Below are 25,513 nucleotides of genomic sequence, written 5' to 3' on the forward strand. Positions count from 1 at the left end.
AAACGATGAATCAGGCAGAAAAAGCAGAGCTGCTGGAGCAGATTGAGAAGTGGAATGATGCGGATGAGTTTGCCCGATGCATTGAGGCTATCGAAGCCATCCCGGAACAGGAGCGGGATTATCTGCTGACGATCAAACTGGGCCGAGCCTACAGCAATCTGGCGGTGCTGGGTGACCACGGTGCCCTTGGAGAGAACGCTGAAGTAGATGGCGATCTTCTCCGGCACGCCATTGATCTGCTGGAGTCCGTTCGCACCCAGGGTGAGAACGATCCCTACTGGAACGCCCGGATGGGCTACTCCTGCCTGATGGCATACAGCTCCGCAGCCACCGCCTATGAATACGCAAAACGCTGGCTGTCCCTGGCCCCGGATGACCCGGACGCCCAAAAGCTGGTGCGGGACTGCGAGGAGTATCTGGAGGAGGAAAATTCCTTGGAACTGGATTGGAACGAGCGGGAGGAGATCATCCGGCAGGAGGCCATTCCCCCTGCCGACGATGACATCCTCGGCCATGTGAAAGTACATATCGACCAGCAGTTCGGCATCTATACCCAGTTCCTCACGGACGACAGCGACCCAGATCACCCGCTGGAGATCGCCGTTATCCCGCCCCGGCTGGAGCATGACTACTACACCCTGGTCACTGTGGGCCTGAGCCGGCATAGGATGGGTTTCCCGGAGGAGCGTCGGGAGGAAAAACTGGAACGGGCGGAGCTGCTCATCAACCTGCCCCGAGACTGGAAGCTGACAAAGGCGGACTGTCGGGAGGAGCGGTGGAGCTGGCCCATCCGGATGATGCTGGCCACCGCCCACTTCGCCATGGAGGACCCGGAGGTAGGGCTGGAATCCAGGACTACACTGGATGAGGGTGAGGATGGCATCCCCTTCGCGGAGAACACGGAACTGCGGGGTGAGATCCTGCTCTGTCCCGGTGTGTTTGGGGCGGACTCCTTTTTCTGCCGTCTGCCGGACGGGGACGAAGTCAACTTCTATCAGGTGATCCCTCTCTATCGGGAGGAGATCCAATACAAGTTGGAGCACGGCTCGGACGCCCTGCTGGACCTATGCCCGGACGAGAGCTTGGAGGTCATCGATCCGCACCGGCTCAATGTGGTCACAGACCGGGAGAAAATCAGCTACGACCCGGCGGAGATGGACAACGCCGCAGAGCAGATCAAGAAAATCCGGGCGCTTCACCTGCCAGTAGATGAATTGGATGCCTGCAATCGGATGGCCTTCTTCCTGGGCTGGGCTATGAAACGAGGCCAACTGAGTAACCCATTCCTCTCCCGGCATCGGGAGGTGGTGGAGGCGGTTCGGGCCGGAAAGAGACCGGATCTGCGGGTGTTCATCCTGGACAAGCTGGATGGGAAATTGTCCACTCAGTTCTTTGACCGGAGAGGCTCTGGCTTTGCCCAGTGGTACGCCCAGGACAACCGTTCTAACCCCTATGTCTACCGCCGGGACTGCCGGAATATCGTCTTGGCCGAGTCCAAAGACCGTGTCTGGAACAGTATTGCGGAAAAAGATGCGGCCTACCTGCTTCTGCCATACACTGAAAAAAGCCGTCAGCGTGTGGAGCAGTTGCTGGATGAGCGGTATCAACAGTATCTGGAAGCGGAATTTGCAGATGACCCCGAGGAGCGGGTGGCGCGGGCAGCGGAAGGGAAACCGGCTGTCATTCCCGACTGGGACGGCCCTCTGTTCTGCTACGCTTCCGACCGCGTCGCCCAGGATGGGTGCAAGGTGCAGATTATGGACCGGCTGTTCCCCGAGCGCGCGGATATGGGCTGGGAGAGCGGTTGGGCCTTCTACTCCGGGGATGAGGGCGATGTGTACGGCGAAGGTGATGAATACTACGAGTCGCACTGCGGCTTCTATGATATCCGGGACATCTGCCGCATCGACCCGGACATTATCCGATTTCTGAACCTACCTTACGGAACCATGCAGATGCGCAGTGAAGATGGAGCATGGTATGAGGTGATACGTGACGACGAAGGCGAGGAGGAAACTTAAATGAACGGCGAGCAGATTACGGCTTTTTTACAGGCACACTGGGAGTGGGTGACTTTGATCATGGGCATTGTGTCCGTGGTTGGCTCAATTCTGAATTGGAACTGGATGTGCGACCCTACCGGTAAGCCGGATTCCCACCGCTATGGACGCGGCTCCAGGCGGGTGATCTTCTTCCTACTGGGAATCGTGCTGATTGTGACCAGCATCATGTCCTGGGTGCTGTAAGGAGGACGAAACGATGAGTGAAAAATATCCCACCTGGCTCACCGGCCATGTGAAGGAGTGGGCGCAGAAACGCCTGCCCACCGTGACGCTCTGTTCCTCCACCGACAATGAACTGCTGGAGGTTTGGTATTACGGAGATTTGCTCACGGTGAAGGGTGAGCCCCAATCCTATATTGTAGATAGCGATGTGGCCCCCGGACTGGTGGCAGCCCGCGACCCGAAGAGCGGTGAGGAATTCGTTATATTTGACGGTGGACGGCATGGCTACGACAATATGTTCTGCGATGAACATGATCCATCCGAGCTGGAGCACCGTCTCCTCAAGCGGTATGAGATACCAGCCTCCAAGCTGGTGCTGGAGCTGGGGTACAGCGTGGACTACGAGGACGAAAAAGAAGACTTCGAACCGGATGAGGCGGATACTGTGGAACTGATCAGCGGCGAGCGTATGCCTTGGGAACAGGTCAAGCGGGACGGCATCGACTATATCGCCCTTTACTATGTGAACGAGAAAGGAAAACCAGTCCAGATTTTGGACGCAGAGCTGGCGTAAGTACAGCTATTCTATCCTTTGCTAATCCGAGGAGGTGTCCCATGACCCAAGAAGAACAGATACGCCTCTATCGGCTGATGGAAAAGCTCAACTGGTTTTTCCACCAAGAGATGCACTACCTGGATCGGGAGACGGCAGAAAAGATTGCGCGGGAGTGTTACCCGGAGATTCGGGATTTTACATACGACATTTTATGGAACGACCTGCCCAAAGAGGTCCAGAAGCAGCTCATGGACGAGGAGGAATCCCTGTGAGTACACTGATTTGCTCTTTTGATGGTCTGCACGACAACAGAGTTCTCCGCTATGGGCGTGGATGTGCTGGACATTGGTGCCGTCCATTTCCCCACCGGGACGATTTTCGCCTGCGATCCGCTGGTGGAGCTGGAGGACACACCGCCCTTTATCCAGACGATCCCCGCCGGGACTTATCCCGTAAAAATCTGTGTGGTGCCCAGTGAGAAATACGGCGACCGCTACGCCTGCGTCAAGGTGGAGATCAACGGGGAAAAGCCTGTCCGCTATGAGCTGGGCATGACCGGCAAAGAGGATCTGGACGAGGAACTGGGCGAGGACGAGTATTTTGGCTTTGGCGTAGACGCTGGAATGGGCTGTGTTGCGGACATCCAGACCCAGGCAGCCTTCAAGACCTACTGGGCCAAGCGGCTGGAGGAAGACCCGGACATCGACCCCTACAACGACCTGTTCTGCGATCTTCTGGAGGAAAACGCCAAAGCCCACCCCAAATATCAGGGAGACTGCGGCGACTGGCTCAACTGGACGGTGCCTGACACGGACTGTGATCTGCCCATCTTTGCCTCTGGCTGGGGGGACGGCTACTATCCGGTCTACTTCGGCTATGACGCCAAGGGCGAAATGTGCGCCGTGTATGTGCGCTTCATCGACATTGAAGCCAGCTACAAGGAGCAGGCGTAAGGAGGAAAGCGGCGATGGAATGGCCAAAACGGGCGCGGACAGCGGACTGGGTAAGTGGTGTCCTGACCCTGGATGGAGAGAAGCAATTTGAGGTTCCGGAGCTGACCACGGAGCTCATGGAGCGGCTGGCCGGTTACACCCTGGTGGGCTTCCATGTGAAAGGCTATCCGGTGACGGATGAACTGCTTGCCCCCTTTGCCGGGCATAAAAGCATGGTCAACTTCGGCGTGGAGGACGGCGTGCTCACTGACGCCTGTTTCGCCGTTTTTTCCGCCATGCCCAAGCTGCGTATCCTGCTGCTGACCGGGAACGCCGGGATCGGCGGGAGCGGCCTGTCTGCCCTGCGAAGCTGCAAGCTGGACCTGTTGGCCCTTGACCACACCGAACTGGATGATGCCGGTCTGCTCCAGGCGGCCTCCATCCCCAAGCTCTCCCATATCTGGATCGACCACACTGCTGTTACTTATGATGGCCTGCTGGCCGTTGCCGGCAACAACTACATCCATCCGGTGGCCCATGTTCAATTCACCAAGGAGCAGATGGAACACTTCTCCCAGCTCCAGCGGGAAAAGGCCAAAAAGTCCGTAAAGGTGGATGAACAGGTGGCGGCGGAATGCCGCAGAGTGCTGTCCGCCTTCTTTGCCGAAATGACAGAATGGGAGCAGTACATGGAGCAGGCCGGGTTTGAGGATGCCGAGGCTGTGCCCCGCCTGCTGGTGATCTGGGAGAAGTATGTGAGCGAAAAGCCCCGTCCGGGCTATCGGCCTCTGGGACTCTCATACAGTGCCCAGGGCACCTACAACGGGGAAAAATTCCTTGACGCGGAGCAGATCACCAAGAACAAGCTCTACATCTATACCAGGGAGAAAAACACCGGCTTTGACCGCCGCTTCCTCATGAAGCGTGTGGGCGAGAGCTGGATGATTGACGCGGTGCAGGAGCGGCTGGACGGCTGGCAGCGAACAGGATTGTGAGGCATCACATGGCATGGGAATATGAAACCTTTGGCCCAGACGGTCAATGTAAATTGTTCGGTGTGAACATCTTTGACTACAACTGGCAAACCACCGGCAAGCGAGTAAAAGTCAAAGACCCGATCTATCACCAAGACCATACCTTCGAGGTCTGGCAGGTGGAGATTGACGGGCAGATCCACCGCTTTGCCGCTGGAGAGTTCTCCAACTGCGTATGGGGATTCTATCTGGAACAGAACGGATGAGAGGAGCGTGGCGCCATGAAAGTCTGCGCCGGAGAGGTCTATACAGTCTACAACCAATATCTGAAATGCTACACCGCCTGCCAGGTGGCCTATATCGCGCCGCCGGACACAGTGAGCAAGGAACCCTGGGCGGTGGTCCTCTCCCTGGACTGGACAGGTGACGCCCCTCTGACTGCGGAGGAACTGCCCCATCTCCGCCCGCTCTACAAGGACTTCATGTACTGGTCCCGTGACCTTCATCTGCTGCGGGTGCCGGTTGAGGTCCCGCCCCAGTATAAGTTGGTGGGCACACTTCCGCCCTTCACCGACCGGCCCTGCCGCTCCTATGGAGGCTGGAGTGACGGCTATGATGTGTACCTCCAGATCCGGTGGCAGGCCATCCCGGAGGAACGGCGGCGGGCCTTCAAGGAGGCCATGGAGAGCGAAGAGAAAACGGAGATCGGCGGTATCCCGGTGAAGGTCAGCAGCCATCGGGTGACGGACCAGTACGAACCATTCGATTCGGCGCTGGAACTAAAGGCGCTGCCTTGCCTCTCTACTGGAACAGATATCAGGCCCTGCGGCGGGAGGGCATCGGCCAGGACGATCCAAAGGCTCCTTTCCGGCTGGCCCATGAAGGGACACTGAACGATGGCTGTTTTGACAACGGTTTTTTCTATGAGGCGTTTCACGAATTTGACAACCAGAGCATCGAGAAAAGCCTTGTCAGCAAGAATCCTCTTGTCCGCATCTTTGCCCTCCTGGACCGCAGGCTGGGAAAGCGCCGCCTGCTGCCTTTGGAGGAATCCATGGAGCAAGAACTGGACTGGGTGCGGGCCTTCTATGTGATCCGGATGCAGGCCGAAGGGCTAATGGAAAAGGAATAACATTCAGGAGGAACTGCCATGTCACAGATCGCATCTTTTTATCTTCTCAAAGATGGCCGGCGGCAGGAACTGTCCAACGGCGACTGCTCCGGCGCGGTCTATATGGCCATCTGGGACTGGTGTGAGAGCGAGTTGGATCTGGATGTCCGTTTTCCCGCTCCCCAGACGGAGGACACCCTGGACTGCGCTCTGCTGGAGGGAGAGCTGGCGTCTAATGTGCTGGCAGCTCTGCGGGAGTGGGACCTCCCGAAGCTGGCCGCTGAAATTGCCCCAGACTGGGATCTGCCCACCGAGGCGGTGCAAAGCGGGCTTGAAACGCTGCGCTCCCATCTGGAACTGGTGCGGGGCGACGCTGCCCTGCTGTATGAAATGTTATAAGACAGAGGGATACCATGCTGGAAAAGCGGTTTGAACACATTTTACATGATCTGGGTATGGCTGGGCTGGAACACCCTCTGTTCTACCATGCGCCGGTAGGCATTCGGTTTGAGATCGGCGGGGAGGAACCAATCTATCTGGATAGGAGTGCGGCGAAGCTGAAAACCAACCCCGCCTATGTTCAGGGGGCGCTGGACCGGGCCGCTGCGATCTATCGGGCACTTCCGGCGGTGCCGGACCTTCTGCGGATCGACGGGTATCCCGATGAAGAACCTGCCGAGTCCCTGCTGACCGTTATCCGGCAGCGAATGGGACTCCCGGTTCCCGATGAGCAACTTCCGGCCATAGAGCTGGACGAAGATGGGGATACCCATGCACAAGTGCAGTTTTACTGGGATCTCAGCGGGATTACCTTTCAGGCGGAGCAACTTTTGCAGGAGATCATTCTGGGAGATATCGGAGGCTGGAGCGGCTTTGTGTCCAGCGTCTATCTGACAGGGCCTGGACCGTTCCTCTACCACCTGTACGATGACCGGGGGCTGGATGTGCTGGGCAGTTCCAGAGAACTGCTTTTTCCGCTTTACCATCAGTTTCATGGCTGGATCTTGGAGTATAATCTGGAGCAGATCGACCGGGTGTTTACAGCGGAGCAACCACAGCGGCAGAAGTTCACCATCGACGGCCGCCGCTTTTCTAACATGGCCGGCTTTTATGACGAGGTGGAGCGGGTGTTTACCTTTGGTTTGGACCGGAAGATCGGTCGGAACCTGAACGCTTTCAACGATATTCTCCGGGGCGGTTTTGGGCGGCATGGGTATGGACAACCCATCCACATCCAGTGGTTGGCCTATGAAAAAAGCGTCCGTAATCTCGGAAAAGAGACTATGGACACCATTGTGGAAATCATTTTGGATACGGACCATTCCGGGCACGACTGTACTCTGGAACGGCTTTGACCAAGCGGAAAAGGAGGCATCACGATGGGACTTGACATCTACGCCGGAACATTGACCCGGTACTATTCTCACAACTGGAAAACTGTTGTTCAGCAGTGGGCGGAAGAAAATGGATGGGGCTTTCAAAAAATCACGCCGGGTGGAGATCCTGCTGACAATGAGGAAGAAATGTCCCCAGCTGAAATCCAGGCGGCGGTGGAGAACTGGCGGGATCAGATCTTGAGCGCCATTTCTCAGCCGGGCCAGCCCACCTACACTCCCTGGCCGGAGGACAATGAGAAGCCCTATTACACCGACAAGCCGGATTGGGATGCCTTCGGCGCTATGCTGCTGGTGGCCGCCTGCCATACATACGATGAGCCGGTACCCCCCACCGTGGAGAAGGACTGGAACTTCGGGGAGCATCCTCTGGTCGCCCGCCTTGGATCAGATGAGGAGCGGGTGTGGTCCCTGTTCCGTGGGGCAACTTGGTGGCTGCCTCTGGCGGATTCCTTCTTATTTCAGGCGCCTCTGCCCACCGATGATCAGGCGATGATTGCCACCCTGGGCGGACTGCGGAAGGAACTGGAGAAGCTGAACCAGCTGGCGTGGCAGGCCGATGAGGATACCATCCTTGATTGGGCAGACACGGAGGGATACCCGGCAGACGGAACCATAGATGCAGATGGACAGTGCAGCAAGGCGGACATCCCGGAACACACGCAGTATGATACTCAATCCCTGGCCAAGTTTGCCTTCTCCATGTTCTGGCGGGCCATGCGGTTTGCCGAGGAACAGCGGGTGCCCATTTTACTGGATTACTGAGGAGGAATTTCATGGGATATGATGTAAGTTTTCACCCGATTTCACCGGAAGAAATGCGGGAATGGTATTTCACCCCGCTTACCTGGATACAGCAGGGGCAGGAGGGAAAGGTACTGGCCCTTGCCGCACAGCATGGAATGGAGGATTTCTATGCGGAAAAATATCTGGACACCCTGCGAGTCGGGGCAGAGACAGAACCGGACGAGCTGTTTGATAAAAGCCATGGCTTTTACATTGCGGTGATCCAGGGCTTCTTCCGGGACTACTATTACACCAGAGGGAGCAGTTTTTCCCTCCTGATGAAGAAGAAGCCGGAATATGTCCGGTACTTCACCCCATGGGCGCAGGTGGTGCCAACAGCCTTTCCCAATCCGGCAGAAAATCAGATCATCGAAAACTACTGCTCCGGTGTGTACCTGTCTTGGGACCAGGTCACACAGCTTCTTCGGGATCTGAAACAGGATCCAAAGGTGCTGGAAGATCTGGAGGGAGTTTGGAGCGATGGGCAGCTTGCGGTGCTGAAAAAGGCACTTGTCGCTGCGGCAGAATTGGGTGTCGGTCTGCTGGAAGCCACTGAGGTGGTGGAACCTAATCCTATCCGCCCCAATGAGAGTACGAGTTATTCCAACCTATACCGCTGCGACCGGGATGGGGTGTATCTCTACATGGATGCCGCCAGTAGGCAGATCGAGGATGCCATCAGAAGAAGTGAGGGACAAGTATGAGCAATAAAGTGTTCCAGCAAAACCTGAACGACAAAAAAGGCCCCCAGCCCGGTGGCCCCTATCTCATTCAGATGCTCTTCAAAGAGCCGGTGGATATGCCGGACAAGGATGAAATGACCGCTGTGATGGAAAAGCACATCGGTGCTGTAGAGTGTTTCTGCCGTGATAAAAAGATGGCCGGCTTTGCCGCCCTGGATCATATCGCGGAATTTCAGGATGGAAAATGCCCGGTGCAGCTGATGGTGATGAAATGCGACAAGTTCAAGGGCAAAGGCTTTGACGCCTTCCTGATGAGCCAGATGTGGGACTGCCAGGAGGACCGGGAGCGGATCTTCCGGGAGTGCCGGTATCAGGTCGTGGCCACCGATATGCTGGCTGCGGCGCTTCCGGCTCTGGAACGGGCCAACCTGGACACTGACTTTGTGGAGGCGCTTGCGGAACTGTACCCCACCTGTGAGGCGTTCTACTTCCAGAACTGCGGCAAGCTCCTGCTGGCGGAGGATGTGCGTTCCCACCGGATCGAGGGAGCGGACCGCTTCATCCGCTTCGGAGTCAATGTTCGCTTCTTCAACATCGAGGGCACCGAGGATATGCTCATCGACACGGTGGGCATGAGCACACTGTTTCTACCCGACCTCCAGTACCACTTCCACGGTATGGACCCCAACTGGGTGGTGAACCACGCTTACAATGCGGCGTCGTACATTTTGGCCAATGACAACCCCATTGAGGATGGGGAGACCATAGACGGCGTGGCCGATGGCCAAATGAGCCGGGAGATTCAATGGAAGTGCCGGTATGAGGATGCCCTGATCCAGCCGCCCAGAGGAGTACTGGACATCCATATGGGCAAGTGTGCATCCGGAAGACGCTGAACTGGTAGAATGGCTGGCTGCGTAATCAGAGGAAATACTTGTCGTCCTCTCCGGTGGATTTTGCATTCAGTCAGTATGCCTTTGTTTATTGTATAATAGAAACTGCTGTACAAGAATTGGCCTGTCACAAATCATTTTCTTTGAAGAACTCAACTTCCAGCTGCTCTTTGGTTGGCCGATACATTGTCGGGACTCACGGAGCCGATGCTCCATTTCCGTGATTTCCTTCTGGATTTGCCGATGGCTTTTTTCGTGGTTCATCTGCAGAAAGAGATGGCACCGCTCCTGCTGGGGGGCCGATTTGGGCCAGGACACAATGACCTTATCCCCAATCAGGTTGACCTCCAGTTCATTCCGGCAGATCACATCGTCCATAACTGCCATATAGAGGGCGTGCCGAGTGAACTCCTTGCGCGGCATCCGGATCATCCAGTACCAGTAGACGCCCACACCGGCTCCAGATGCCAGACAACCCAGAGCTGCAGCTTTGTTACCTGACTTTGTGTTCCATTATCTTCCGATGTTCTGAACTTTGTATCCAGAATTTTCTGCTATGCGATGGCAGAATTCCGGGATGCTGCCACCCTCCAGGACTGCCTTTTCAATGGCCATGGCATGATTCAGCCCAATCGCCAGATAAGATGCGCCCGAGTTACGGCCAATGTGAGGATCTTGTTATACTGCCACTTGGATTTCTCTGCAGCGGTTTTCATGAGGGAATGGTCGGAATAGAATATGGTATTGTCAAAGTCTGTGTCCGACAGGGCCATACGCTTGGCAAAGATGCCGTTGAGCGCATCCTCTTTCCGAATGATCAGCAACAGGGCTTTTATGGCACAGCTTCAGGATGTTGAGGATCAATATAGCGGAGAATCACATGTTTGCGATAAAATTTTCTTAATTACGCTTAAAATTGTGCGGTTCTTCTTTGATAGGCGAAAGCAGAATGAGAGAGCAACATCTGGTTGCTTTGCTTTTTGCTTCCCCTGTGATACAATTCAGGCAAGGTGGTGATCAACATGGATACCCCAAAAATCCTTCTGGAATTGCGCACCAGGCGCGGACTCTCCCAGGAGCAGTTGGCGGAACAAGTGCATGTGACCCGGCAGGCGGTTTCCCGCTGGGAAACTGGCGAAACAGTGCCAAATACAGAAACGTTGAAGCTGCTCTCCAGGCTGTTTGATGTCTCCATCAATACCCTGTTGGGTTCCCCCAGACAACTGATCTGCCAGTGCTGTGGTATGCCCCTGGAGGATGCCAACATCAGCCGGGAGCTGGACGGCACCTTCAACGAGGAGTACTGCAAGTGGTGTTATGCCGACGGGAAATTCGTCTACACAAGCCTTGAGGAACTGTTGAATTTCCTGGAGAGCCATATGTCCAATGAAGCCTGGCCCCCGGAGCAAGTCAGAGCCTATTTTGAAGCTCAGCTGCCAAAGCTGAGCCACTGGAAACAGGCCGAGACATGAATACATCCCTCTGGAATCTGTGGTTTCCAGAGGGATGTATTTTTTGGCGTTGTGTCATTCAAGATAGGATAGCCCGAACTTTACGACAAAACAGGTCATCTGATTTGATCCAGCTGTCCTGACTGAATGACATCCAAATTGGCCTTGATCTGCTCCTCCGGCCAGTCCCACCACCGCAGCTCCAGCAACCCGGCAATTGTGTCCTGAGAAAACCGCTTTCGGATCGGCTTGGCTGGAATACCGCCCACAATGGTATAGGGCGGGACATCCTTTTTTACGACGGCCCGGGCTCCGATGATGGCTCCGTCTCCAACGGTCACGCCTGCCAGGATGACCGCCTCATATCCGATCCACACATCGTTTCCGATAACGATATCACCCTTGTTGTCCCAGGCTCTGGCCACCTGACTCCGATCCAGGCCCCACTCCTCGAAGAAGATGGGAAAGGGATAGGTGGAGAGGGATTGCAGGCTGTGGTTGGCGCTGTTGAAGAGGAACTTTGCCCCACAGGCGATAGAGCAGAACTTGCCGATCACCAGCCGGTCATGGTTGACGGGATAGTGATACAGCACGTTGTTCTTCTCAAAGTCAACGGGGTCATGGACAAAGTCGTTATACATGGTGTAGTCCCCCACAAGGATGCTGGGGTCCGTCACGACTTGGTTGAGATAGATGGTCTGAGTATCTCCTGTTCGGGGATAGATGTTGGATGGATTCATATTCTTTTCCTCCTCTTATTTGTTTCGGCTGCCCTCTCTCGAAGGCTCACGCACCAGCCTCTTCCGTTCCCAAACTCTGCTTTTGAAGTAGATGAGCCCAACCAGAGCGGGCGGAATGGGCGAAAGGGCCTGACCCAGATAGATGCCGGGAAAGCCCATGGAAAGGGAAAAGGCCAGCAGCAATCCCACCGGCAAACGCACTACCACCGCGTCCAGCAGGGCGTTGACCATGGCCACATGGGCCGCGCCCACACCGATGGCAAAGGAATCCAGCGTGTACATGGCGGCATAGATAAGGCTGTTGACCCCGCAGCACAAGCGCAGATACAGCACGCCTACCCGGATCACCTCCGGGCTGGTGCTGTCAAACAGGCGGATAAGAGGTTCCGCCAGAAACTGTACCGTCACCACTACCGCCGTTGTGACGGCAAGGTTCAGCAGCAGACCGGACCGCACCACCTGGCGGGCCCGCCGGATTTGGCCGGCTCCCATGCACTGGCCCACCATGGCGGTAATTGCCTGTCCAATGGCCCAGCAGTGCATCCCGGCAAAGGTGTTGATCTTCAGTCCTACGCCGGAGGCAGCGGCCACCGAGGTGCCAAATGGATTGAGCATTCCCGTTACCAGCAGATAGGCCGTGTTCACCACCACCATCTGGGTGGCAGTGGGCAGGCCTACCTTCAAAATGGCCAACAGTATTTCCCGGCGGAGCTCGATCCTTCTGAGGGGAACGCTCAGCTGGTACCGTTTCAGATAGGCCAGCGATCCCACAAAGGAAATGCCTTGGGCAGTGATTGTGGCCCAGGCCGCGCCGGCGGTACCCATGGAACACGGCCCTACCAGCAGTACATCCAGCAAGACGTTGAGAATCGTGGCGACACCTACGAAAAAGAGCGGTGTTTTGGAATCGCCCAATCCTTTTAGAATGGAGCAGACTGTGTTGTAGCCAAAGACGAATACGGTTCCCCAGCAGATGATCTCCATATAGCCGCAGGCGTCCGGATAGGCCTCCGCCGGTACATCCAGCACCCGGAACAGAGGCTCATAGGCAGCAAGGCCGAGCATGGTAACCACAACGGAGGCCGCCAGTGACAGGAGAAACAGCATCCCGATGGTGTCACGCTGTCCCTTTTGGTCACCCGCCCCTTTGAACTGGGCCACCAGAACACTCCCCCCCATGGTCAGGCCGATACAAAGGGAATTGATGATAAAGCACAGCATGGAGGCGTTGCTGATGGCGGCCAGGCCGATTTCACCCACAATTTTCCCCACCACCAGCATATCCACCACATTGTAGAGAGCCTGCAGCAGGTTGGCCAAAAACAGCGGGAAGGCAAACCGGATCAGTTTTTTGGGTACACTCCCGGTCAATAAGTTTTGTTCTTGGGTCATGTAACATCCTCCTTTCAAAAAAACAGAGGGCAGCACAGTGCTGTGCGCCCTCTGTTCGGTTGCCGCCCCTAAAATGGGCATAACAAAAGGCCGCGGACAAAACATCGTCCGCGGCCCAAAATAAACGATCTTGCCCTGTCAGATTGTAAAAAGGGTACAAAAAGCAAAGGCAGTATTTTTCTGCCCTGGCCTCCCGGTTTTACAGATTGACAGTCCGAAAAGGCTCCGCACAATGTTTTGTGGTATCCATTTGTACGGAGCCGAAATCAATACAGAATTTTCCGAATAACATCGTGCTCACCTCGCTTTGCTATTGTAAATACTATACCATGTACCGCTGCCTGTCAATGCCCGTCTGGCGGCCTGCCTTTGATGGGTCGGAGCGCTGACATCACCGCATCCGTCATGTCAGTGACAACTGCCCGATTCATCCGCAGCGACCACTCGCATTTTTACAGTTTCCTTTGCAGGTACACCATGTCCGCCAGCTGCACCCCACACTCGTAGATGGGGTGGTTGTAGTGGTCGATAAAAAAGTCCTTGACCAGATGGTGCCTGTAAAAGCCGCAGGCCTCATAAAAGGGGACGGTGGAGGGGCTGTCTCCGGTGCCCACCTGTAGCACTGCATACTGCCCCTTGTAGGTTCGGATGAGAAAGTCCACCATGGCCTTTCCGTAGCCTCTGCCCTGCGCGGCGGGCGCAACGGCGATGTTCTTCAGCTCCAGGACGCCGTTTCCCTCGTCGGTCACCACGCACTCCGCCTTGACGCCGCCGTCCTCCAACACATACATGGTCCCCCGCTCCAGATAGCAATCCACCATGTCCTCCTGCTCATCCGCCAGCAGCAGCAAACTCAAGTATTGCTTTTTGGCGGTCTCCACTTTTCTGATTTCCATAGGCGCACCTTATTGTTTCAGAAGCCGCTTCAGCGCGGCGGCGTCCAACAGATTCACCGTCACGAACTTCCCCCCATAGAAGACCGCCCAGTTGTTGAACACGCAGGGCAAGGCCTTGGCCTTCTCCAGAGTGTCCACCGGGATGAGGGTGCAGGGTGCCTCCAGTTCTTCACAGGTTTTGCGCACCAACTCCACGCTCTGGTGGATGTAGGGACACTGGGAACTGTAATAGACGGTCAGCTCCTGGTTTTCGATGGCCTGCACCTTGGCGTTTTCCCCGAAGCAGGGTTTTGTCCCGTCAAAGGAGAGAGTCAGCAGCCGGTAGCCCTCCGGGGTGGTGTCCACGGTTTCAAATCCATACTTCTCTGCAAAAGCCTGGTCTGAGAGCCAGGCCTTCTGCTTTTCCGCCCCCAGCATACACACGCCGGACTTTCCCTTGGCCCTGGCGTCGGCCAGGCAGTATTCCATCAGCTGTCTGCCGTAGCCCTTGCCCTTGAACTCCCCGCTGACCCACAGGCAGTAAATATAGAGGTAGTTATTCCCCGCCACCGGCACCCAGGCAGTCTCCAACGGGGCGTACTCGATAAACACCACGCCCTTGGCGTCCAGTTTGCGAAACACATGGCCCTCCCGGAGCCGCTCCCGGAGCCAGGCCCGCTTGGCTTCCACACCGGGGTGGGGCTTCTTGCTGCGAATGATGCAGCACAGGTGCTCCCGATCCAGATTTTCTTCCGTCAGATTGAGAAACTGATCCCCCATATCCTGTACCTCCCGAAAAAACTGCCTTCATGATACCACGCCCTCCGCGGCAAGGCAATGCCGGATCCCACCAGCAAAAGTTTTTCTTTCAATGGGAACATGACAGACAGTTGTCGTGTTCCTGTGCTATAATGCAGACAGAATCCAGAAGGGGGGCGCATTCCATGAAGATGGAACGGCTGATCGGTATCCTGTCCATCCTGCTCCAGCGGGAGAAGGTTACTGCCCCGGAGCTGGCGGAGCAGTTTGAGGTCTCCCGCCGGACCATCCAGCGGGACATCGAGTCCCTGTGCCGGGCGGGCATCCCCATCTCCACCACCCAGGGCGCGGGGGGCGGCATCTCCATCATGGAAGGCTACCGGGTGGACCGGACGGTGCTCACTGCCCCGGAGATGCAGGCCATCCTGGCGGGGCTGAGGAGCTTGGACAGCGTCAGCGGCACCCGGCGCTACGCCCAGCTGATGGAGAAACTGTCTGCCGGAACGGGTGGGCTGGTACCCGGCGGCGCCCATATGCGCATCGACCTCTCCTCCTGGTACAAGACCAGCCTGCCGCCCAAAATTGAACTTATCCAGAGTGCCATCGAGCAGCACCGCACCATCCGCTTTACCTACTTTTCTCCCAAGGGGGAGTCGGTGCGTATCGTCGAGCCCTGCTACCTGGTGTTCCACTGGTCCACCTGGTATGTGTGGGGCTGGTGCCAGAAGCGGGAGGATTTCCGCCTGTTTAAATTGAACCGCATGACAGAGCTTACTACCGGGGATCTCTTTGAGCCCCGGCCTGCGCCTCTGCCAGACCTGGAGCCGGAGCGCATCTTTCCAGCCAAGTATCAGGTCACCGTTCTCTTTGGCCCGTCTTGCCGCTGGAGGCTGGTAGAGGAGTACGGTGCGGACCGTTTCACAGTGGAGCCGGACGGCAGGCTTCGTTTTACCGGCGGCTTTCCCGATGCCGACAGCGTGCTCAGCTGGGTGCTGACCTTCGGGGACAAGGCAGAGTTGCTGGAACCGGCAGAACTGCGGGAGCAGTTGCGGGGACTGACCGAAACACTGGCCCGTCGATATCGAAAGGGGGATCAGCATGGCCTCTCATAAGGACTTTGTGGACTATGTGGCTGAGCAGCTCCGGGAGGCGGGCGCCATCCGCAGCCGTAAGATGTTCGGAGAATACGGCCTCTACTGCGATGAGGTGTTCTTCGCAGTCATCTGCGACGACCAGCTTTTTGTTAAAATCACCCCGGCGGGCGAGGAGGCCTTTTCCGACCTGCCCAAGGCTCCGCCCTACAAGGGGGCCAAGGACTCCTTTCTGGTGGAGAATGTGGAAGACCGGGAATTGATGACCGCTCTCACCCGCCTGACCTGTCTGGCCCTTCAGGAGCAGCCGAAAAAACGGGGGAAATGACCATGGCCTTTGACTATAAAAAAGAGTACAAGGAGTTCTATCTGCCGCCCAGGACGCCAGGCATCGTCACGGTGCCCGCCATAAACTTTCTGGCGGTGCGGGGGCAGGGCGACCCCAATGAGAAGGCTGGTGCCTACAAGTACGCCCTGGAGCAGCTCTACGCGGTGGCCTACACCATCAAAATGAGCAAACAGAACCCGCCGGAGGGTTACTTCGACTACGTGGTGCCGCCGTTGGAAGGGCTTTGGTGGCAGGAGGGCGTCCACGGCGTGGACTATTCCCGCAAGGCGGATTTCCAGTGGATCTCCCTCATCCGCCTGCCGGAGTTTGTAACCAGAGCGGTCTTCCGCTGGGCCGTTCAGAAAGCCGCGGAGAAAAAGCAGCGGGATTTCTCCAAGGTAGAGTTCTTCTCCTGGGAGGAGGGCCTGTGCGTCCAGTGTATACATATCGGTCCTTACGACGACGAGCCTGCCACCGTGGCGGCTATGGAGCAGTGTGCAAAGGGACAGGGCTATGCGTTGGATTTCAGCCAGGGCCGGTTCCACCACGAGATCTATTTGAGCGATGTACGGCGGTGCAAGCCGGAAAAACTGAAAACGGTCATTCGGCAGCCCATCAAACGGGCAGAGTGAGGAAAAAGATGAACACAATCATTCGTAAAATACGCCCGGAAGAACATGGCCTTCTGCGGGAATTTCTCTATCAGGCCATCTATCTCCCGGAAGGTGTGGAGCCGCCGCCCCGATCTGTGGTGGACTTGCCGGAACTGCAGATCTATATTGCGGACTTCGGTACTCGGCCGGGTGACCACTGCCTGATAGCCGAGGTGGAGGAAAAAGTGGTGGGTGCGGCGTGGAGCCGCATCATGGAGGACTACGGCCACATTGACAACGATACCGTCTCTCTGGCCATCTCTTTACTGCCGGAGCATCGGGGGCTGGGGGTTGGGACACGGCTGTTGCACGGCCTTTTGCTTCTGCTCCGGGAGAACGGGTATCTCCGGACATCTCTTTCCGTTCAGAAAGAAAATCCGGCACTGCGCCTGTATGAGCGGGTGGGATTCCGGATCGCAGCGGAACAGGGCACGGAGTATTTAATGCTGCGGGATATTGCCCAAGCGCCGTAACAGGAGGATGTTGATATGGAAAATATAACGGAGAAGCAAAGAGAAAGTAAGATCCAGCAGTGGTTTTCCATGTGGCTGGACAAACAGGACACGGGCATTGAAAACCTCTTTGCACCTGATGCCGTCTATATCGAAAGCTGGGGGCCGGAGTACCACGGCAGCGGGAAGATAAAGCTGTGGTTTGAGGAATGGAATACCCGGGGAACGGTACAATGCTGGGACATCCGGCAGCATTTCCACAAACAGGACCAGACTGTGGTGGAATGGGTCTTTCGGTGCGCCATGGATGATGGTGTGATCCAGAGTTTTGACGGACTCTCACTCATCCGCTGGAATGAGGCGGGACAGATCTGCTTTTTGCAGGAATTCGGCTGCAACGAAAACCGCTATGATCCCTACGCTCAAGGAAAAGCCCCGGTGTTCCGGAAAGAGCGGGCACTGTGGTTTTGAAGGAGAGATGGACATGAAGGGCTTCACCCGTGCAGAAACCCGATTCTCCCTGTGTGGACTCAACTGTGTCCTGTGCAGTATGCACTTGGGCGGGTACTGTCCTGGCTGCGGCGGGGGAGCAGGCAATCAGAGCTGTGCCATCGCCAGATGCTCCCTGGAGCATGGCGGCGTTCCGTTTTGTTGGGAATGCCTGGAGTACCCCTGCTCCCGCTACGAGGGCTTTGACGATGGAGATTCCTTTGTCCCGCACCGAAACCGGCAGCGGGATATTGCCCAGGTCCGGGAACTGGGACTGGACGCATACCTTGCCCAGCTGGAGGGGAAACGGGAAATTTTGGAGGAACTTCTGACCCATTACAACGTTGGCCGCCACAAGACCTTTTTCAACACGGCGGTCCATCTTTTGCCTCTGGAGGATCTGCGCGCTGTGATAGCTGCTCTGGACAGCCGATCGGAGTTGACAGAAGAGCTGATCAAGGAGCGTGCCCTTGCCGCGGTGGAACTGCTTCAGGCGGCGGCGGACCGACGGAGTATCAGCCTGAAGCTCAACAAGAAACCGAAAGAGGGGTGATCCCATGGCCACGTCCAAAGTGACAGTCCATTTCCCCTGTCCGGTGGAACAGGTGTGGCAGACGGTGACTGACCTTTCCCATACCGCCTGGCGCAGCGATCTGATCCGGGTGGGTGTTTTGGATGAGACTCACTTTGTGGAGTATACCAAAAGCGGCTACGCCACAAATTTTACGGTCACAGATTGTGAGCCGCGTTGCCGCTGGGGCTTTACCATGGAGAACGGCAATATGTATGGTGCCTGGGAAGGGGGCTTCGAGGCAGAGGAGTGTGGCACCCGGCTGACTTGCACCGAGACTGTTAGCGCCAAGCGCTGGTGGATGCGCCCCGTCGTCCCTGGATATCTGAAGCGGCAGCAGAAGCGGTATCTGGACGATTTGCGGAAGGAATTGCTGAAATAAGCCGTGTTAATCTGCGTTGCTTGCGGCAACGGGGCGCTTTCCCTACAATAGGGGCGGAAGGAGTGAGCCCATATGTTGAACGAAAACATCAAAGCCATCCGGAAGTCCAAGGGCCTTTCCCAGCAGGAGCTGGCTGTCAAAGTGAATGTGGTGCGGCAGACCGTCTCCAAATGGGAGCAAGGGGTATCACTTAGATAAAGATACCACACCATTCCCACGCTGACTTTTGCTCAACCGATACAGCCGGAGGGCTGGATAACAAGAAAAGGCGGTATGCGCCCCGTGGAGGGGTAGCGTACCGCCTTTTCTTGTGGGGGTTTCCAAAGGGGGCAACGCCCCCATTTGGCACACGACTTTGCGAAGCAAAGTGTAGTGTGTTATACGCTCTGTCGGCGTTGCCGTGAAAATGCCGTTGCCGCCGGGGAGGGCAAGGGCATTTGAAGCGGCAGGAAAACAGGGCTGTGCTTGCGTGGCGTAGAGCCGTAAGCACAGGTCTGGTTTCAACAGCAGACTGGGCGTATATGAAAGCCCCCGTCCCTCGTCCTACGCTCCGACTTGTGGACAAAGTGTCCCGAAGTTGTGGCTACACTCCCGGAAAAGTAACAGGACAGCGGGCAACCGTCAAGGCTGAAATGAACGGGTTTACACCCGGCCTTGACCGCCACCCGCCGTCCCGCTGAATGGGTGGACAAGGCGGCCAATCCCTCAAAGTGCTTGGCCGCTCTCGTTCTGATTTTGGAGCGTTTCTTTTCTCATAATGAAATGGGCGGGAAGCCATTTTAGGGCTTTCCCTCCTTGATTGCCCATCTGCAAAGACGGGCGGGACTGTCAACGGCGGCGCATGAAATGCGCCGTTCATTTTGACCGTTGACTGGCTTGGCTGCCTTTGCTATTTCTCTGATAAATGAAATTTCGATTTTTAGAAATCGTTTAAGATAGCAATGCGGCTCCACTTGAAATTTTTTCTTTTACTGCAAAAACAGCCTCTTGGATAGAATAGGTTGTCGTTTCTATAACATTCGATTCATATATCCCCAAATTACAAAATTGCTCCCACATTGTTTCTACTAATTCAACATTTGTTTTTCTGTCTAATTTTGAGCGTTCCACAGCTCGTTTCATAGTTTCTTCTTTACTGGCTCTTAAAACAATATAGTGTACTTCATAATCTTCTCGAACAAGGGCTCTCCATGGTTCTAAAAACCACGGCCCGACAATTCCATCTACAATTACATCATATCCGCCGCGGGCATAGCGCTTTGCAGCTTCTAAAAAGGCTTCAATGACAACTAAATTTTGTTCGTTGGACTCTGGTAAATGCGGCGGTATTGCTCCTTTGCTTAAATAATGAAAAAAGTCGTCTGTGTGCATATGCACAGATTTATCCATGTTCGATTCTTTTGCGACAATCGACGCAGTTGTTGTCTTTCCTGTTCCCGGCGAACCTGTAATCACAATAATTCTTCCTTGATTCATCTACATTCTCCCTCGCAATTCAGATTTACCGCTCTCTTTCTGGTTTTGGAGCGTTTCTTCTCTCAAGATTGAAATGGGCGGGAAGCCATTTTAGGGCTTTCCCGCCTTGATTGCCCATCAGCAAAGACGGGCGGGACTGTCAACGGCGGCGCATTTATGCGCCGTTCATCTTGACCGTTGATTGGCCCCGCTAACTTTGCTACTCTGTTCTAAGTAATTCCTCAATTTGTTTTTTCATATATTCTACAAGTGCCATCGCTTCCTTTTCTACTGTCTCCCATTCATCAGACAAATTTCCCAAATAAGCTTCCTTTGCCGTTGTTAGCAGGGGGGGGAATCTCTCCGGCAATTTTAAAATTACCCATTTTGCGGCAACATCTTTTGTCGTGATTTCTTCTGTTACTAAAGTAAACCACATTCGTGATAAGGTTAATAACACATTTCTTTCATCACCCTTAAAGCTGGAAATCAAACCAGGTAAAGAAAACCGAATTGCTTTTTTAATTTCGTGAAATGGGATAGCGGGAATAAGCTCTTTGCTTTCCGCCCCCTTCAAAGTTATGCTATTTTTTCTTGCTTGCCATAATAAAATCATTATATCTGGGTCATTGCAGGCTTGCGGATATTCTCCTGCTTCCATCTCTCCCCTTAGCCATTCACCATACATATACTGACATTTTGGCGGAAATTGCAACGGAACAATATCAGATTGATTGATAATAGTTACCTCTAAAGGTCTTTTTTCAATACAGCCTACGGAGCCAGAAATTTTCAATAATTGCTTTGTTAGTTCTGCTCTGATTGAATTACTCAATTCTTGTTTAGTAATTATCAGTATATCTATATCACTATCTGGACGCAGCCCATTCATTGTTGCTGAACCATATAAATATATCCCCAATATTTGACCTTGTAATATGGTTTCTGCTATTGAAATAACTTGATTTACTTGTTGTGGAAATTCATTTATATTCATTGTAACTCCTATATGTATTTATTTTTACTCCTCAACAACTGATAAAACAGCGTCTAAGGCTAATTCTAAGGCTATGGATATACTTGTTTTTCCCCATTCTCTTTCTTGGTATTTATGAGGGTCTGCAAGAGTATCGGCTGAAAAAAGCAGCATAGCCCATGTAACTTTTCTAAATTTTGCACACGCCGCCAATGCGGAACATTCCATTTCTACTACTTGACATCCCTCTTCTTTCCGATACTGAACCATTTCTACTGTTTCTCGATAAAAACCGTCTGTTGTCCATGTTTTAACTTCCCAATATGGTATATTCTTTTGGCTTAAAGCAGATTCAATCGCATTTATACCAGCCTTTGAAATCTCTACTTCTCGGGAGGGAGGAAGATAATGGTAAGATGTTCCCTCATCTCTCAATGCAGAAACAGGTATCAAAAATCTATTTTCCGGGATGTCTTCCAATACGCCGCAGGAGCCGACGGAAATAATCTTTGTTACACCCCCTGCAATTAAATATTCTAAAACTTGGACGGCAGCAGCACTTCCCACAGGAGCCGGACATAGACATATTTTCTCCTGATTATAAAGACATTCATAAATAGGATATCGTCTTGTTGCACTTTCAAATTCATCTATCTGTATTCCATCATGGGTATGTGCATAATTTTCAACCTCGTCTCCTAAAAAAGCAAACACTGCTTTTGCAGGAAAACATTTTTTCCCATTTCCCGGCTGAAAAACAGCTTTTGATGCGGTATCGTACTCTAAAACAGGGTAGTCATGCTTTACTAATGGCATATTATTATCTCGAATAACAGGCTATTATTCTATTCCTTTCATCATCTTTTTTGCCAACTGCTTGAACAGGTCGGCAGTTTCTTCATCCATCGGCGTAAGCTGTCCGATCTGTCCGGCAACCATCGCCGCTACATCGTCAATGGAAAGCGGGTTTTGCTTCTGTTCCGCCAATGCGTCCCGCATGGCTTGGAACATCGCGGCGGTCACAGCTTCTCCCGGCTGTTCCCCGTTGTCAATGTCTTTCTTAATATCCCGCAGGATAGCAAGGAACACATTTTTGATTTTCTCAATCTCCGCCTCATGTTCCCCCATCTTCTGGGCGTTCAAAAGCTGTAAATCCTGCTTTGCTTCCGCCCGGTGTTCCGGGTGTTCTTTCATCAGGTCGGACAGGGAAGCCGTTGCTATCTCGATAAGCTGGTTTCTTGCTGTTATGCCTTTTGCCGCTGTGTCCTGAAAATAAATCCGTATCAAATCTATCAGCTTAGGAAAATTCCTGTGTTCCAACAGGCGGTTGAGGATTTGCACATCAACAGCACCCGTCACGAGCCCCCTCACGGCTCCCTCGGACAAGCCTAATTCAGAAATATCGTAGCTTTTACGGACGCTCACGGTGGATAAGCCCAGTATGTAGTCTGTCGATACCTTAAATTCCTTTGCCACGCCTATGAGAATATCACTGCTGACCGTTCTCGTTTCGCCGCTGACAATGCGGCTCAACTGGGAAGCGGAAACCCCTATCTTCTCCGCAAGTTCCTTTTGTGTGATGTGGTTCCCGTTGCATAAATCGGAAATCCGCTGTCCGGGTGTTCCGGGTAAAGCCATAGATACGCACCTCCTCCGCATACTTCCATTATACAGAATGATTGCAAAAAATGCAATTTCCAAAGTGTAAACTTCATCAAAATGCAATTCTCGCAAAATTCCGGGGATTGCATTTTTTTCGTGTAGACTTAGGGTAGTTCATCGATGGACAGCACCTTGAAAACAGAATGACCGTCCGAAAAGGAATACCCCGGCTGGGGAAGCACCGCAAGGAACCGGACTTCGAGACAAAATGTCCCGAAGCTGCGGGGAGCGTGCCAACGCCGGAACACGCCGCAGGAATGGGGCAGGAAACCTTTTCGGGGAGAACGGCAACGGAAAGCAAAATGGAGGGAACGCATGAGAGATAACCCCTATAAAGACTTGCCGCCACTGGAACGCAGGCCGGACGGTTCCCTTTACCGCATGACACCGGCGCAGAGAAAACAGGCGGCCAGCCTGATACGCCGGGAGTGTTGTTGCTGTGAGGACGGCAACTGCATTGTCCTTGATGATGGGGACACCTGCACCTGCCCGCAGACGATTTCTTTCTCGGTCTGCTGTAAGTGGTTCCGCTGGGCGGTCTTGCCGCTGGACGGGACGCTGGAAGCGGAAATTGTCCGGGATAAGGACTTGAAACGCTGTGCGGTCTGCGGTGGCGTGTTCGTCCCCAAATCCAACCGGGCAAAATACTGCCCCGGCTGTGCCGCCAGAGTTCACAGGCGGCAGAAAACAGAAAGTGAACGGAAAAGGAGGTCTGCTGTGGACAGTTAGGAGCGAAAAAAGCCTTGATTTATCAGGCTTTGCAAGCCCCAAACCGGGGCAGGTGGTATAAAGTATCGCCCGCCCCGGAAAACGGGCTTCTAACCGTCCACAAAACGAACTATGACAAATACCATCTATATCCATCAGCCGGAAAAGGCGTTCAGCTTCACCCGGCTCCCGAATTTCCTCTTTGAAGCCCCCACATTCAAGCCCCTGTCTAACGAGGCAAAGGTTCTGTACGCCTTTATCCTGCGCCGGACAGAGTTATCCCGCAAGAATGGGTGGGCGGATGACTGCGGACGGATTTTCCTGTATTACCCTATCTGTGAAGTGGTCACACTGCTCCATTGTGGGCGGCAGAAAGCGGTGAATACCCTGCGGGAACTGCAATACGCCGGACTGGTGGAGATCCAGAAGCAGGGCTGTGGAAAACCCAACCGCATTTTCCCAAAATCCTATGAAGCGGTTCCAAACACCGACTTCAAGAAATCCGGTTCTGGTACGCCGGAGGACTGAAAACCGTACCCATGAAGTACGGAAATCACTCCTGAGACGTACGAAAACCGGACGGTATATAGAAATACAAAGATAAAAAGATTGATTTATATTCTATCCATTCCAATCCTATCCGAGCTATTTTCTGCGGGATTTTCCCTGTGGAAAACCCCGGATAGGAAAGGAATGGGGAAAGGAGCAGAATGGCAAAACACGCAATTTTACGGTTTGAGAAGCACAAGGGCAACCCGGCAAGGCCGCTGGAAGCCCATCACGAAAGACAGAAAGAACAGTATGCCAGCAATCCCGACATTGACACAAGCCGGAGCAAATACAACTTCCATATCGTCAAGCCGGAGGGACGCTATTACCACTTCATTCAGAGCCGGATTGAGCAGGCCGGGTGCCGAACCCGCAAGGACAGCACACGGTTTGTCGATACGCTGATAACCGCCAGCCCGGAGTTTTTTAAGGGGAAATCCCCAAAGGAGATACAGGCGTTCTTCCAAAGGGCGTCGGACTTCCTCATTGGCCGGGTAGGACGGGAAAATATCGTGTCGGCGGTGGTACACATGGACGAGAAAACGCCCCACCTGCATTTGACCTTTGTTCCGCTGACAAAGGACAACCGCCTGTGCGCTAAAGAGATTATTGGCAACCGGGCAAACCTGACGAAGTGGCAGGACGATTTTCACGCCTATATGGTGGTGAAATATCCCGACTTGGAGCGTGGGGAGAGTGCCAGCAAGACAGGCCGGAAGCATATCCCCACCCGGCTTTTCAAACAGGCGGTTTCCCTCTCCAAACAGGCCAGAGCCATTGAAGCCGCCCTTGACGGCATTAACCCGCTGAACGCCGGAAAGAAAAAAGAGGAAGCCCTCTCCATGCTAAAAAAGTGGTTCCCGCAGATGGAGAACTTCTCCGGGCAGTTGAAAAAGTACAAGGTCACAATCAATGACCTGTTGGCGGAGAATGAGAAGTTGGAAGCAAGGGCAAAGGCCAGCGAAAAAGGAAAGATGAAAGATACGATGGAACGGGCAAAGCTGAAAAGCGAACTGGACAATTTACAGCGGCTGGTTGACCGTATCCCGCCGGATATACTGGCGGAACTGAAACGTCAGCAGCGGCACACGGTAAAGGAAAGGTGATAGATATAAGCAGAAATTTTCGCCGCCTTTGTGCGGCATTGTACCTTGAAAACTGAATATGGAGGACACTGGATGGCAAAAAGCGAAAGCGATATTTTTACACCCCGGACAGGGCAGGTCATACAAGCAGAGAACGGCACGCAGTATTTTGTATGTGGGAACAACCGTATAAAAATCTCCGAACACTTCGCCGCAGGCGGGAAGCCCCTCGGTGATCTGATTGTAGATGTGGTGCGGCATACCGCAGAAAAAGCCGCTTCAACCTGATAGCCCATCATTGATAACACGCCCACGCTTATGATATAATTGCCATAGAGCAA

The 25,513-nt window shown here is 54.1% G+C and carries 31 protein-coding genes and 4 pseudogenes; 27 read left to right on the plus strand and 8 right to left on the minus strand.

The window, feature by feature from the left end; all coding sequences use genetic code 11:
• Positions 1-5 precede the first annotated feature (5 nt).
• From WHJ28_RS04700 to WHJ28_RS04770, 15 genes and pseudogenes are all read left to right on the plus strand, one after another.
• Positions 6-2,021 (plus strand): immunity protein Imm33 domain-containing protein, encoded by a 2,016-nt coding sequence (locus tag WHJ28_RS04700; RefSeq protein ID WP_340040165.1) that lies wholly within the window; start codon positions 6-8, stop codon positions 2,019-2,021.
• On the plus strand, positions 2,022-2,246 hold the full coding sequence (locus WHJ28_RS04705) for an Imm17 family immunity protein (protein WP_340040167.1): 225 nt from the start codon (positions 2,022-2,024) through the stop codon (positions 2,244-2,246). It abuts the gene before it with no gap.
• Between the two features lie 13 nt (positions 2,247-2,259).
• Positions 2,260-2,799: a hypothetical protein gene (locus tag WHJ28_RS04710; protein WP_340040169.1), complete on the plus strand. Its 540-nt coding sequence runs from the start codon at positions 2,260-2,262 to the stop codon at positions 2,797-2,799.
• 41 nt (positions 2,800-2,840) lie between these two features.
• Positions 2,841-3,053, plus strand: coding sequence for a hypothetical protein (locus WHJ28_RS04715; protein ID WP_340040171.1), 213 nt, complete (start codon positions 2,841-2,843; stop codon positions 3,051-3,053).
• Between the two features lie 51 nt (positions 3,054-3,104).
• Positions 3,105-3,734, plus strand: a pseudogene (locus WHJ28_RS04720) (DUF4241 domain-containing protein); the annotation flags it as partial.
• Between the two features lie 14 nt (positions 3,735-3,748).
• Entirely contained in the window at positions 3,749-4,708 is a 960-nt protein-coding gene (locus tag WHJ28_RS04725) for an NTF2 fold immunity protein (RefSeq protein WP_340040174.1), read from the plus strand.
• An 8-nt stretch (positions 4,709-4,716) separates the two neighbouring features.
• Positions 4,717-4,953, plus strand: coding sequence for a hypothetical protein (locus WHJ28_RS04730; RefSeq protein WP_340040176.1), 237 nt, complete (start codon positions 4,717-4,719; stop codon positions 4,951-4,953).
• A gap of 15 nt (positions 4,954-4,968) precedes the next feature.
• Positions 4,969-5,493 (plus strand): annotated as a pseudogene (locus WHJ28_RS04735) (hypothetical protein); the annotation flags it as partial.
• Positions 5,490-5,819, plus strand: a pseudogene (locus tag WHJ28_RS16485) (SF0329 family protein); the annotation flags it as partial. The pseudogenes WHJ28_RS04735 and WHJ28_RS16485, both read left to right, overlap by 4 nt.
• 18 nt (positions 5,820-5,837) lie before the next feature.
• Complete coding sequence (locus tag WHJ28_RS04745; RefSeq protein ID WP_340040178.1) at positions 5,838-6,197, plus strand: hypothetical protein; 360 nt, start codon at positions 5,838-5,840, stop codon at positions 6,195-6,197.
• A 14-nt stretch (positions 6,198-6,211) separates the two neighbouring features.
• Entirely contained in the window at positions 6,212-7,153 is a 942-nt protein-coding gene (locus WHJ28_RS04750) for a DUF3885 domain-containing protein (RefSeq protein ID WP_340040180.1), read from the plus strand.
• A 24-nt stretch (positions 7,154-7,177) separates the two neighbouring features.
• The gene (locus WHJ28_RS04755; protein ID WP_340040182.1) at positions 7,178-7,957 is read left to right on the plus strand and encodes a hypothetical protein; all 780 of its coding nucleotides are present in this window, start codon (positions 7,178-7,180) and stop codon (positions 7,955-7,957) included.
• Between the two features lie 11 nt (positions 7,958-7,968).
• Entirely contained in the window at positions 7,969-8,682 is a 714-nt protein-coding gene (locus tag WHJ28_RS04760; RefSeq protein ID WP_340040184.1) for a hypothetical protein, read from the plus strand.
• Positions 8,679-9,557: a DUF4261 domain-containing protein gene (locus tag WHJ28_RS04765; RefSeq protein WP_340040186.1), complete on the plus strand. Its 879-nt coding sequence runs from the start codon at positions 8,679-8,681 to the stop codon at positions 9,555-9,557. Before WHJ28_RS04760 ends, WHJ28_RS04765 begins: the two co-directional genes overlap by 4 nt.
• 1,019 nt (positions 9,558-10,576) lie before the next feature.
• The gene (locus tag WHJ28_RS04770) at positions 10,577-11,026 is read left to right on the plus strand and encodes a zinc ribbon domain-containing protein (RefSeq protein WP_340040188.1); all 450 of its coding nucleotides are present in this window, start codon (positions 10,577-10,579) and stop codon (positions 11,024-11,026) included.
• Between the two features lie 95 nt (positions 11,027-11,121).
• Here the strand turns inward: WHJ28_RS04770 and WHJ28_RS04775 are convergent, their stop codons facing one another.
• The 4 genes from WHJ28_RS04775 to WHJ28_RS04790 all read right to left on the minus strand — a co-directional run bounded on the left by WHJ28_RS04775 (position 11,122) and on the right by WHJ28_RS04790 (position 14,792).
• Positions 11,122-11,745: a CatB-related O-acetyltransferase gene (locus WHJ28_RS04775; RefSeq protein WP_340040190.1), complete on the minus strand. Its 624-nt coding sequence runs from the start codon at positions 11,743-11,745 to the stop codon at positions 11,122-11,124.
• 15 nt (positions 11,746-11,760) lie between these two features.
• Positions 11,761-13,137, minus strand: coding sequence for an MATE family efflux transporter (locus WHJ28_RS04780; RefSeq protein WP_340040192.1), 1,377 nt, complete (start codon positions 13,135-13,137; stop codon positions 11,761-11,763).
• A 452-nt stretch (positions 13,138-13,589) separates the two neighbouring features.
• Positions 13,590-14,033: a GNAT family N-acetyltransferase gene (locus WHJ28_RS04785; RefSeq protein ID WP_340040194.1), complete on the minus strand. Its 444-nt coding sequence runs from the start codon at positions 14,031-14,033 to the stop codon at positions 13,590-13,592.
• Positions 14,034-14,042: 9 nt separating this feature from the next.
• Positions 14,043-14,792 (minus strand): GNAT family N-acetyltransferase, encoded by a 750-nt coding sequence (locus tag WHJ28_RS04790; protein ID WP_340040196.1) that lies wholly within the window; start codon positions 14,790-14,792, stop codon positions 14,043-14,045.
• Positions 14,793-14,956: 164 nt separating this feature from the next.
• Between WHJ28_RS04790 and WHJ28_RS04795 the strand changes: the two genes are divergently transcribed.
• The 8 genes and pseudogenes from WHJ28_RS04795 to WHJ28_RS04830 all read left to right on the plus strand — a co-directional run.
• Positions 14,957-15,883, plus strand: a complete 927-nt coding sequence (locus tag WHJ28_RS04795; RefSeq protein ID WP_340040198.1) for a helix-turn-helix transcriptional regulator — start codon at positions 14,957-14,959, stop codon at positions 15,881-15,883.
• The gene (locus WHJ28_RS04800) at positions 15,870-16,190 is read left to right on the plus strand and encodes a TfoX/Sxy family protein (RefSeq protein ID WP_340040200.1); all 321 of its coding nucleotides are present in this window, start codon (positions 15,870-15,872) and stop codon (positions 16,188-16,190) included. Before WHJ28_RS04795 ends, WHJ28_RS04800 begins: the two co-directional genes overlap by 14 nt.
• A 2-nt stretch (positions 16,191-16,192) precedes the next feature.
• Positions 16,193-16,822: a GyrI-like domain-containing protein gene (locus tag WHJ28_RS04805; protein WP_340040202.1), complete on the plus strand. Its 630-nt coding sequence runs from the start codon at positions 16,193-16,195 to the stop codon at positions 16,820-16,822.
• A gap of 8 nt (positions 16,823-16,830) precedes the next feature.
• Positions 16,831-17,316, plus strand: a complete 486-nt coding sequence (locus WHJ28_RS04810) for a GNAT family N-acetyltransferase (protein WP_340040204.1) — start codon at positions 16,831-16,833, stop codon at positions 17,314-17,316.
• Between the two features lie 15 nt (positions 17,317-17,331).
• Positions 17,332-17,766 carry a nuclear transport factor 2 family protein gene (locus tag WHJ28_RS04815; RefSeq protein ID WP_340040206.1) on the plus strand — a complete coding sequence of 145 codons (435 nt, stop codon included), beginning with the start codon at positions 17,332-17,334 and terminating at the stop codon, positions 17,764-17,766.
• Between the two features lie 13 nt (positions 17,767-17,779).
• Positions 17,780-18,337, plus strand: a complete 558-nt coding sequence (locus tag WHJ28_RS04820; RefSeq protein ID WP_340040208.1) for a DUF3795 domain-containing protein — start codon at positions 17,780-17,782, stop codon at positions 18,335-18,337.
• A gap of 4 nt (positions 18,338-18,341) precedes the next feature.
• Positions 18,342-18,737 (plus strand): SRPBCC family protein, encoded by a 396-nt coding sequence (locus WHJ28_RS04825; RefSeq protein WP_340040210.1) that lies wholly within the window; start codon positions 18,342-18,344, stop codon positions 18,735-18,737.
• 72 nt (positions 18,738-18,809) lie between these two features.
• A pseudogene (locus WHJ28_RS04830) lies at positions 18,810-18,929 on the plus strand (helix-turn-helix transcriptional regulator); the annotation flags it as partial.
• 738 nt (positions 18,930-19,667) lie between these two features.
• Here WHJ28_RS04830 and WHJ28_RS04835 read toward each other — a convergent pair.
• From WHJ28_RS04835 to WHJ28_RS04850, 4 genes are all read right to left on the minus strand, one after another.
• Entirely contained in the window at positions 19,668-20,213 is a 546-nt protein-coding gene (locus tag WHJ28_RS04835) for a P-loop nucleotide/nucleoside kinase family protein (RefSeq protein ID WP_002578721.1), read from the minus strand.
• 199 nt (positions 20,214-20,412) lie between these two features.
• On the minus strand, positions 20,413-21,189 hold the full coding sequence (gene ant(9), locus WHJ28_RS04840; RefSeq protein WP_340040217.1) for an aminoglycoside nucleotidyltransferase ANT(9): 777 nt from the start codon (positions 21,187-21,189) through the stop codon (positions 20,413-20,415).
• 24 nt (positions 21,190-21,213) lie between these two features.
• A complete protein-coding gene (locus tag WHJ28_RS04845) occupies positions 21,214-21,984 on the minus strand; it encodes a nucleoside phosphorylase (protein ID WP_002578723.1) in 771 nt (256 codons plus the stop codon).
• A gap of 24 nt (positions 21,985-22,008) precedes the next feature.
• Positions 22,009-22,806 carry a helix-turn-helix domain-containing protein gene (locus WHJ28_RS04850; protein ID WP_002578724.1) on the minus strand — a complete coding sequence of 266 codons (798 nt, stop codon included), beginning with the start codon at positions 22,804-22,806 and terminating at the stop codon, positions 22,009-22,011.
• Positions 22,807-23,145: 339 nt separating this feature from the next.
• Here WHJ28_RS04850 and WHJ28_RS04855 point away from each other — a divergent pair, with 339 nt between their 5' ends.
• The 4 genes from WHJ28_RS04855 to WHJ28_RS04870 all read left to right on the plus strand — a co-directional run bounded on the left by WHJ28_RS04855 (position 23,146) and on the right by WHJ28_RS04870 (position 25,460).
• Positions 23,146-23,559 (plus strand): cysteine-rich VLP domain-containing protein, encoded by a 414-nt coding sequence (locus tag WHJ28_RS04855; RefSeq protein ID WP_024400051.1) that lies wholly within the window; start codon positions 23,146-23,148, stop codon positions 23,557-23,559.
• 111 nt (positions 23,560-23,670) lie between these two features.
• Complete coding sequence (locus WHJ28_RS04860) at positions 23,671-24,066, plus strand: replication initiator protein A (RefSeq protein ID WP_002578726.1); 396 nt, start codon at positions 23,671-23,673, stop codon at positions 24,064-24,066.
• A gap of 182 nt (positions 24,067-24,248) precedes the next feature.
• Complete coding sequence (gene mobV / locus WHJ28_RS04865; RefSeq protein ID WP_024400050.1) at positions 24,249-25,193, plus strand: MobV family relaxase; 945 nt, start codon at positions 24,249-24,251, stop codon at positions 25,191-25,193.
• Between the two features lie 72 nt (positions 25,194-25,265).
• Positions 25,266-25,460 carry a hypothetical protein gene (locus tag WHJ28_RS04870; protein ID WP_002334813.1) on the plus strand — a complete coding sequence of 65 codons (195 nt, stop codon included), beginning with the start codon at positions 25,266-25,268 and terminating at the stop codon, positions 25,458-25,460.
• The last annotated feature ends 53 nt before the right edge of the window (positions 25,461-25,513 follow it).

It is taken from the genome of Flavonifractor porci, from assembly GCF_037572415.1.
Lineage (GTDB): Bacteria > Bacillota > Clostridia > Oscillospirales > Oscillospiraceae > Flavonifractor > Flavonifractor porci.

Coding starts and splice junctions, on each gene's coding strand:
- WHJ28_RS04700 (WP_340040165.1), top strand. CDS start 6: ATGAATCAGGCAGAAAAAGCAGAGCTGCTGGAGCAGATTGAGAAGTGG.
- WHJ28_RS04705 (WP_340040167.1), top strand. CDS start 2,022: ATGAACGGCGAGCAGATTACGGCTTTTTTACAGGCACACTGGGAGTGG.
- WHJ28_RS04710 (WP_340040169.1), top strand. CDS start 2,260: ATGAGTGAAAAATATCCCACCTGGCTCACCGGCCATGTGAAGGAGTGG.
- WHJ28_RS04715 (WP_340040171.1), top strand. CDS start 2,841: ATGACCCAAGAAGAACAGATACGCCTCTATCGGCTGATGGAAAAGCTC.
- WHJ28_RS04725 (WP_340040174.1), top strand. CDS start 3,749: ATGGAATGGCCAAAACGGGCGCGGACAGCGGACTGGGTAAGTGGTGTC.
- WHJ28_RS04730 (WP_340040176.1), top strand. CDS start 4,717: ATGGCATGGGAATATGAAACCTTTGGCCCAGACGGTCAATGTAAATTG.
- WHJ28_RS04745 (WP_340040178.1), top strand. CDS start 5,838: ATGTCACAGATCGCATCTTTTTATCTTCTCAAAGATGGCCGGCGGCAG.
- WHJ28_RS04750 (WP_340040180.1), top strand. CDS start 6,212: ATGCTGGAAAAGCGGTTTGAACACATTTTACATGATCTGGGTATGGCT.
- WHJ28_RS04755 (WP_340040182.1), top strand. CDS start 7,178: ATGGGACTTGACATCTACGCCGGAACATTGACCCGGTACTATTCTCAC.
- WHJ28_RS04760 (WP_340040184.1), top strand. CDS start 7,969: ATGGGATATGATGTAAGTTTTCACCCGATTTCACCGGAAGAAATGCGG.
- WHJ28_RS04765 (WP_340040186.1), top strand. CDS start 8,679: ATGAGCAATAAAGTGTTCCAGCAAAACCTGAACGACAAAAAAGGCCCC.
- WHJ28_RS04770 (WP_340040188.1), top strand. CDS start 10,577: ATGGATACCCCAAAAATCCTTCTGGAATTGCGCACCAGGCGCGGACTC.
- WHJ28_RS04775 (WP_340040190.1), bottom strand. CDS start 11,745: ATGAATCCATCCAACATCTATCCCCGAACAGGAGATACTCAGACCATC.
- WHJ28_RS04780 (WP_340040192.1), bottom strand. CDS start 13,137: ATGACCCAAGAACAAAACTTATTGACCGGGAGTGTACCCAAAAAACTG.
- WHJ28_RS04785 (WP_340040194.1), bottom strand. CDS start 14,033: ATGGAAATCAGAAAAGTGGAGACCGCCAAAAAGCAATACTTGAGTTTG.
- WHJ28_RS04790 (WP_340040196.1), bottom strand. CDS start 14,792: ATGGGGGATCAGTTTCTCAATCTGACGGAAGAAAATCTGGATCGGGAG.
- WHJ28_RS04795 (WP_340040198.1), top strand. CDS start 14,957: ATGAAGATGGAACGGCTGATCGGTATCCTGTCCATCCTGCTCCAGCGG.
- WHJ28_RS04800 (WP_340040200.1), top strand. CDS start 15,870: ATGGCCTCTCATAAGGACTTTGTGGACTATGTGGCTGAGCAGCTCCGG.
- WHJ28_RS04805 (WP_340040202.1), top strand. CDS start 16,193: ATGGCCTTTGACTATAAAAAAGAGTACAAGGAGTTCTATCTGCCGCCC.
- WHJ28_RS04810 (WP_340040204.1), top strand. CDS start 16,831: ATGAACACAATCATTCGTAAAATACGCCCGGAAGAACATGGCCTTCTG.
- WHJ28_RS04815 (WP_340040206.1), top strand. CDS start 17,332: ATGGAAAATATAACGGAGAAGCAAAGAGAAAGTAAGATCCAGCAGTGG.
- WHJ28_RS04820 (WP_340040208.1), top strand. CDS start 17,780: ATGAAGGGCTTCACCCGTGCAGAAACCCGATTCTCCCTGTGTGGACTC.
- WHJ28_RS04825 (WP_340040210.1), top strand. CDS start 18,342: ATGGCCACGTCCAAAGTGACAGTCCATTTCCCCTGTCCGGTGGAACAG.
- WHJ28_RS04835 (WP_002578721.1), bottom strand. CDS start 20,213: ATGAATCAAGGAAGAATTATTGTGATTACAGGTTCGCCGGGAACAGGA.
- WHJ28_RS04845 (WP_002578723.1), bottom strand. CDS start 21,984: ATGCCATTAGTAAAGCATGACTACCCTGTTTTAGAGTACGATACCGCA.
- WHJ28_RS04850 (WP_002578724.1), bottom strand. CDS start 22,806: ATGGCTTTACCCGGAACACCCGGACAGCGGATTTCCGATTTATGCAAC.
- WHJ28_RS04855 (WP_024400051.1), top strand. CDS start 23,146: ATGAGAGATAACCCCTATAAAGACTTGCCGCCACTGGAACGCAGGCCG.
- WHJ28_RS04860 (WP_002578726.1), top strand. CDS start 23,671: ATGACAAATACCATCTATATCCATCAGCCGGAAAAGGCGTTCAGCTTC.
- mobV (WP_024400050.1), top strand. CDS start 24,249: ATGGCAAAACACGCAATTTTACGGTTTGAGAAGCACAAGGGCAACCCG.
- WHJ28_RS04870 (WP_002334813.1), top strand. CDS start 25,266: ATGGCAAAAAGCGAAAGCGATATTTTTACACCCCGGACAGGGCAGGTC.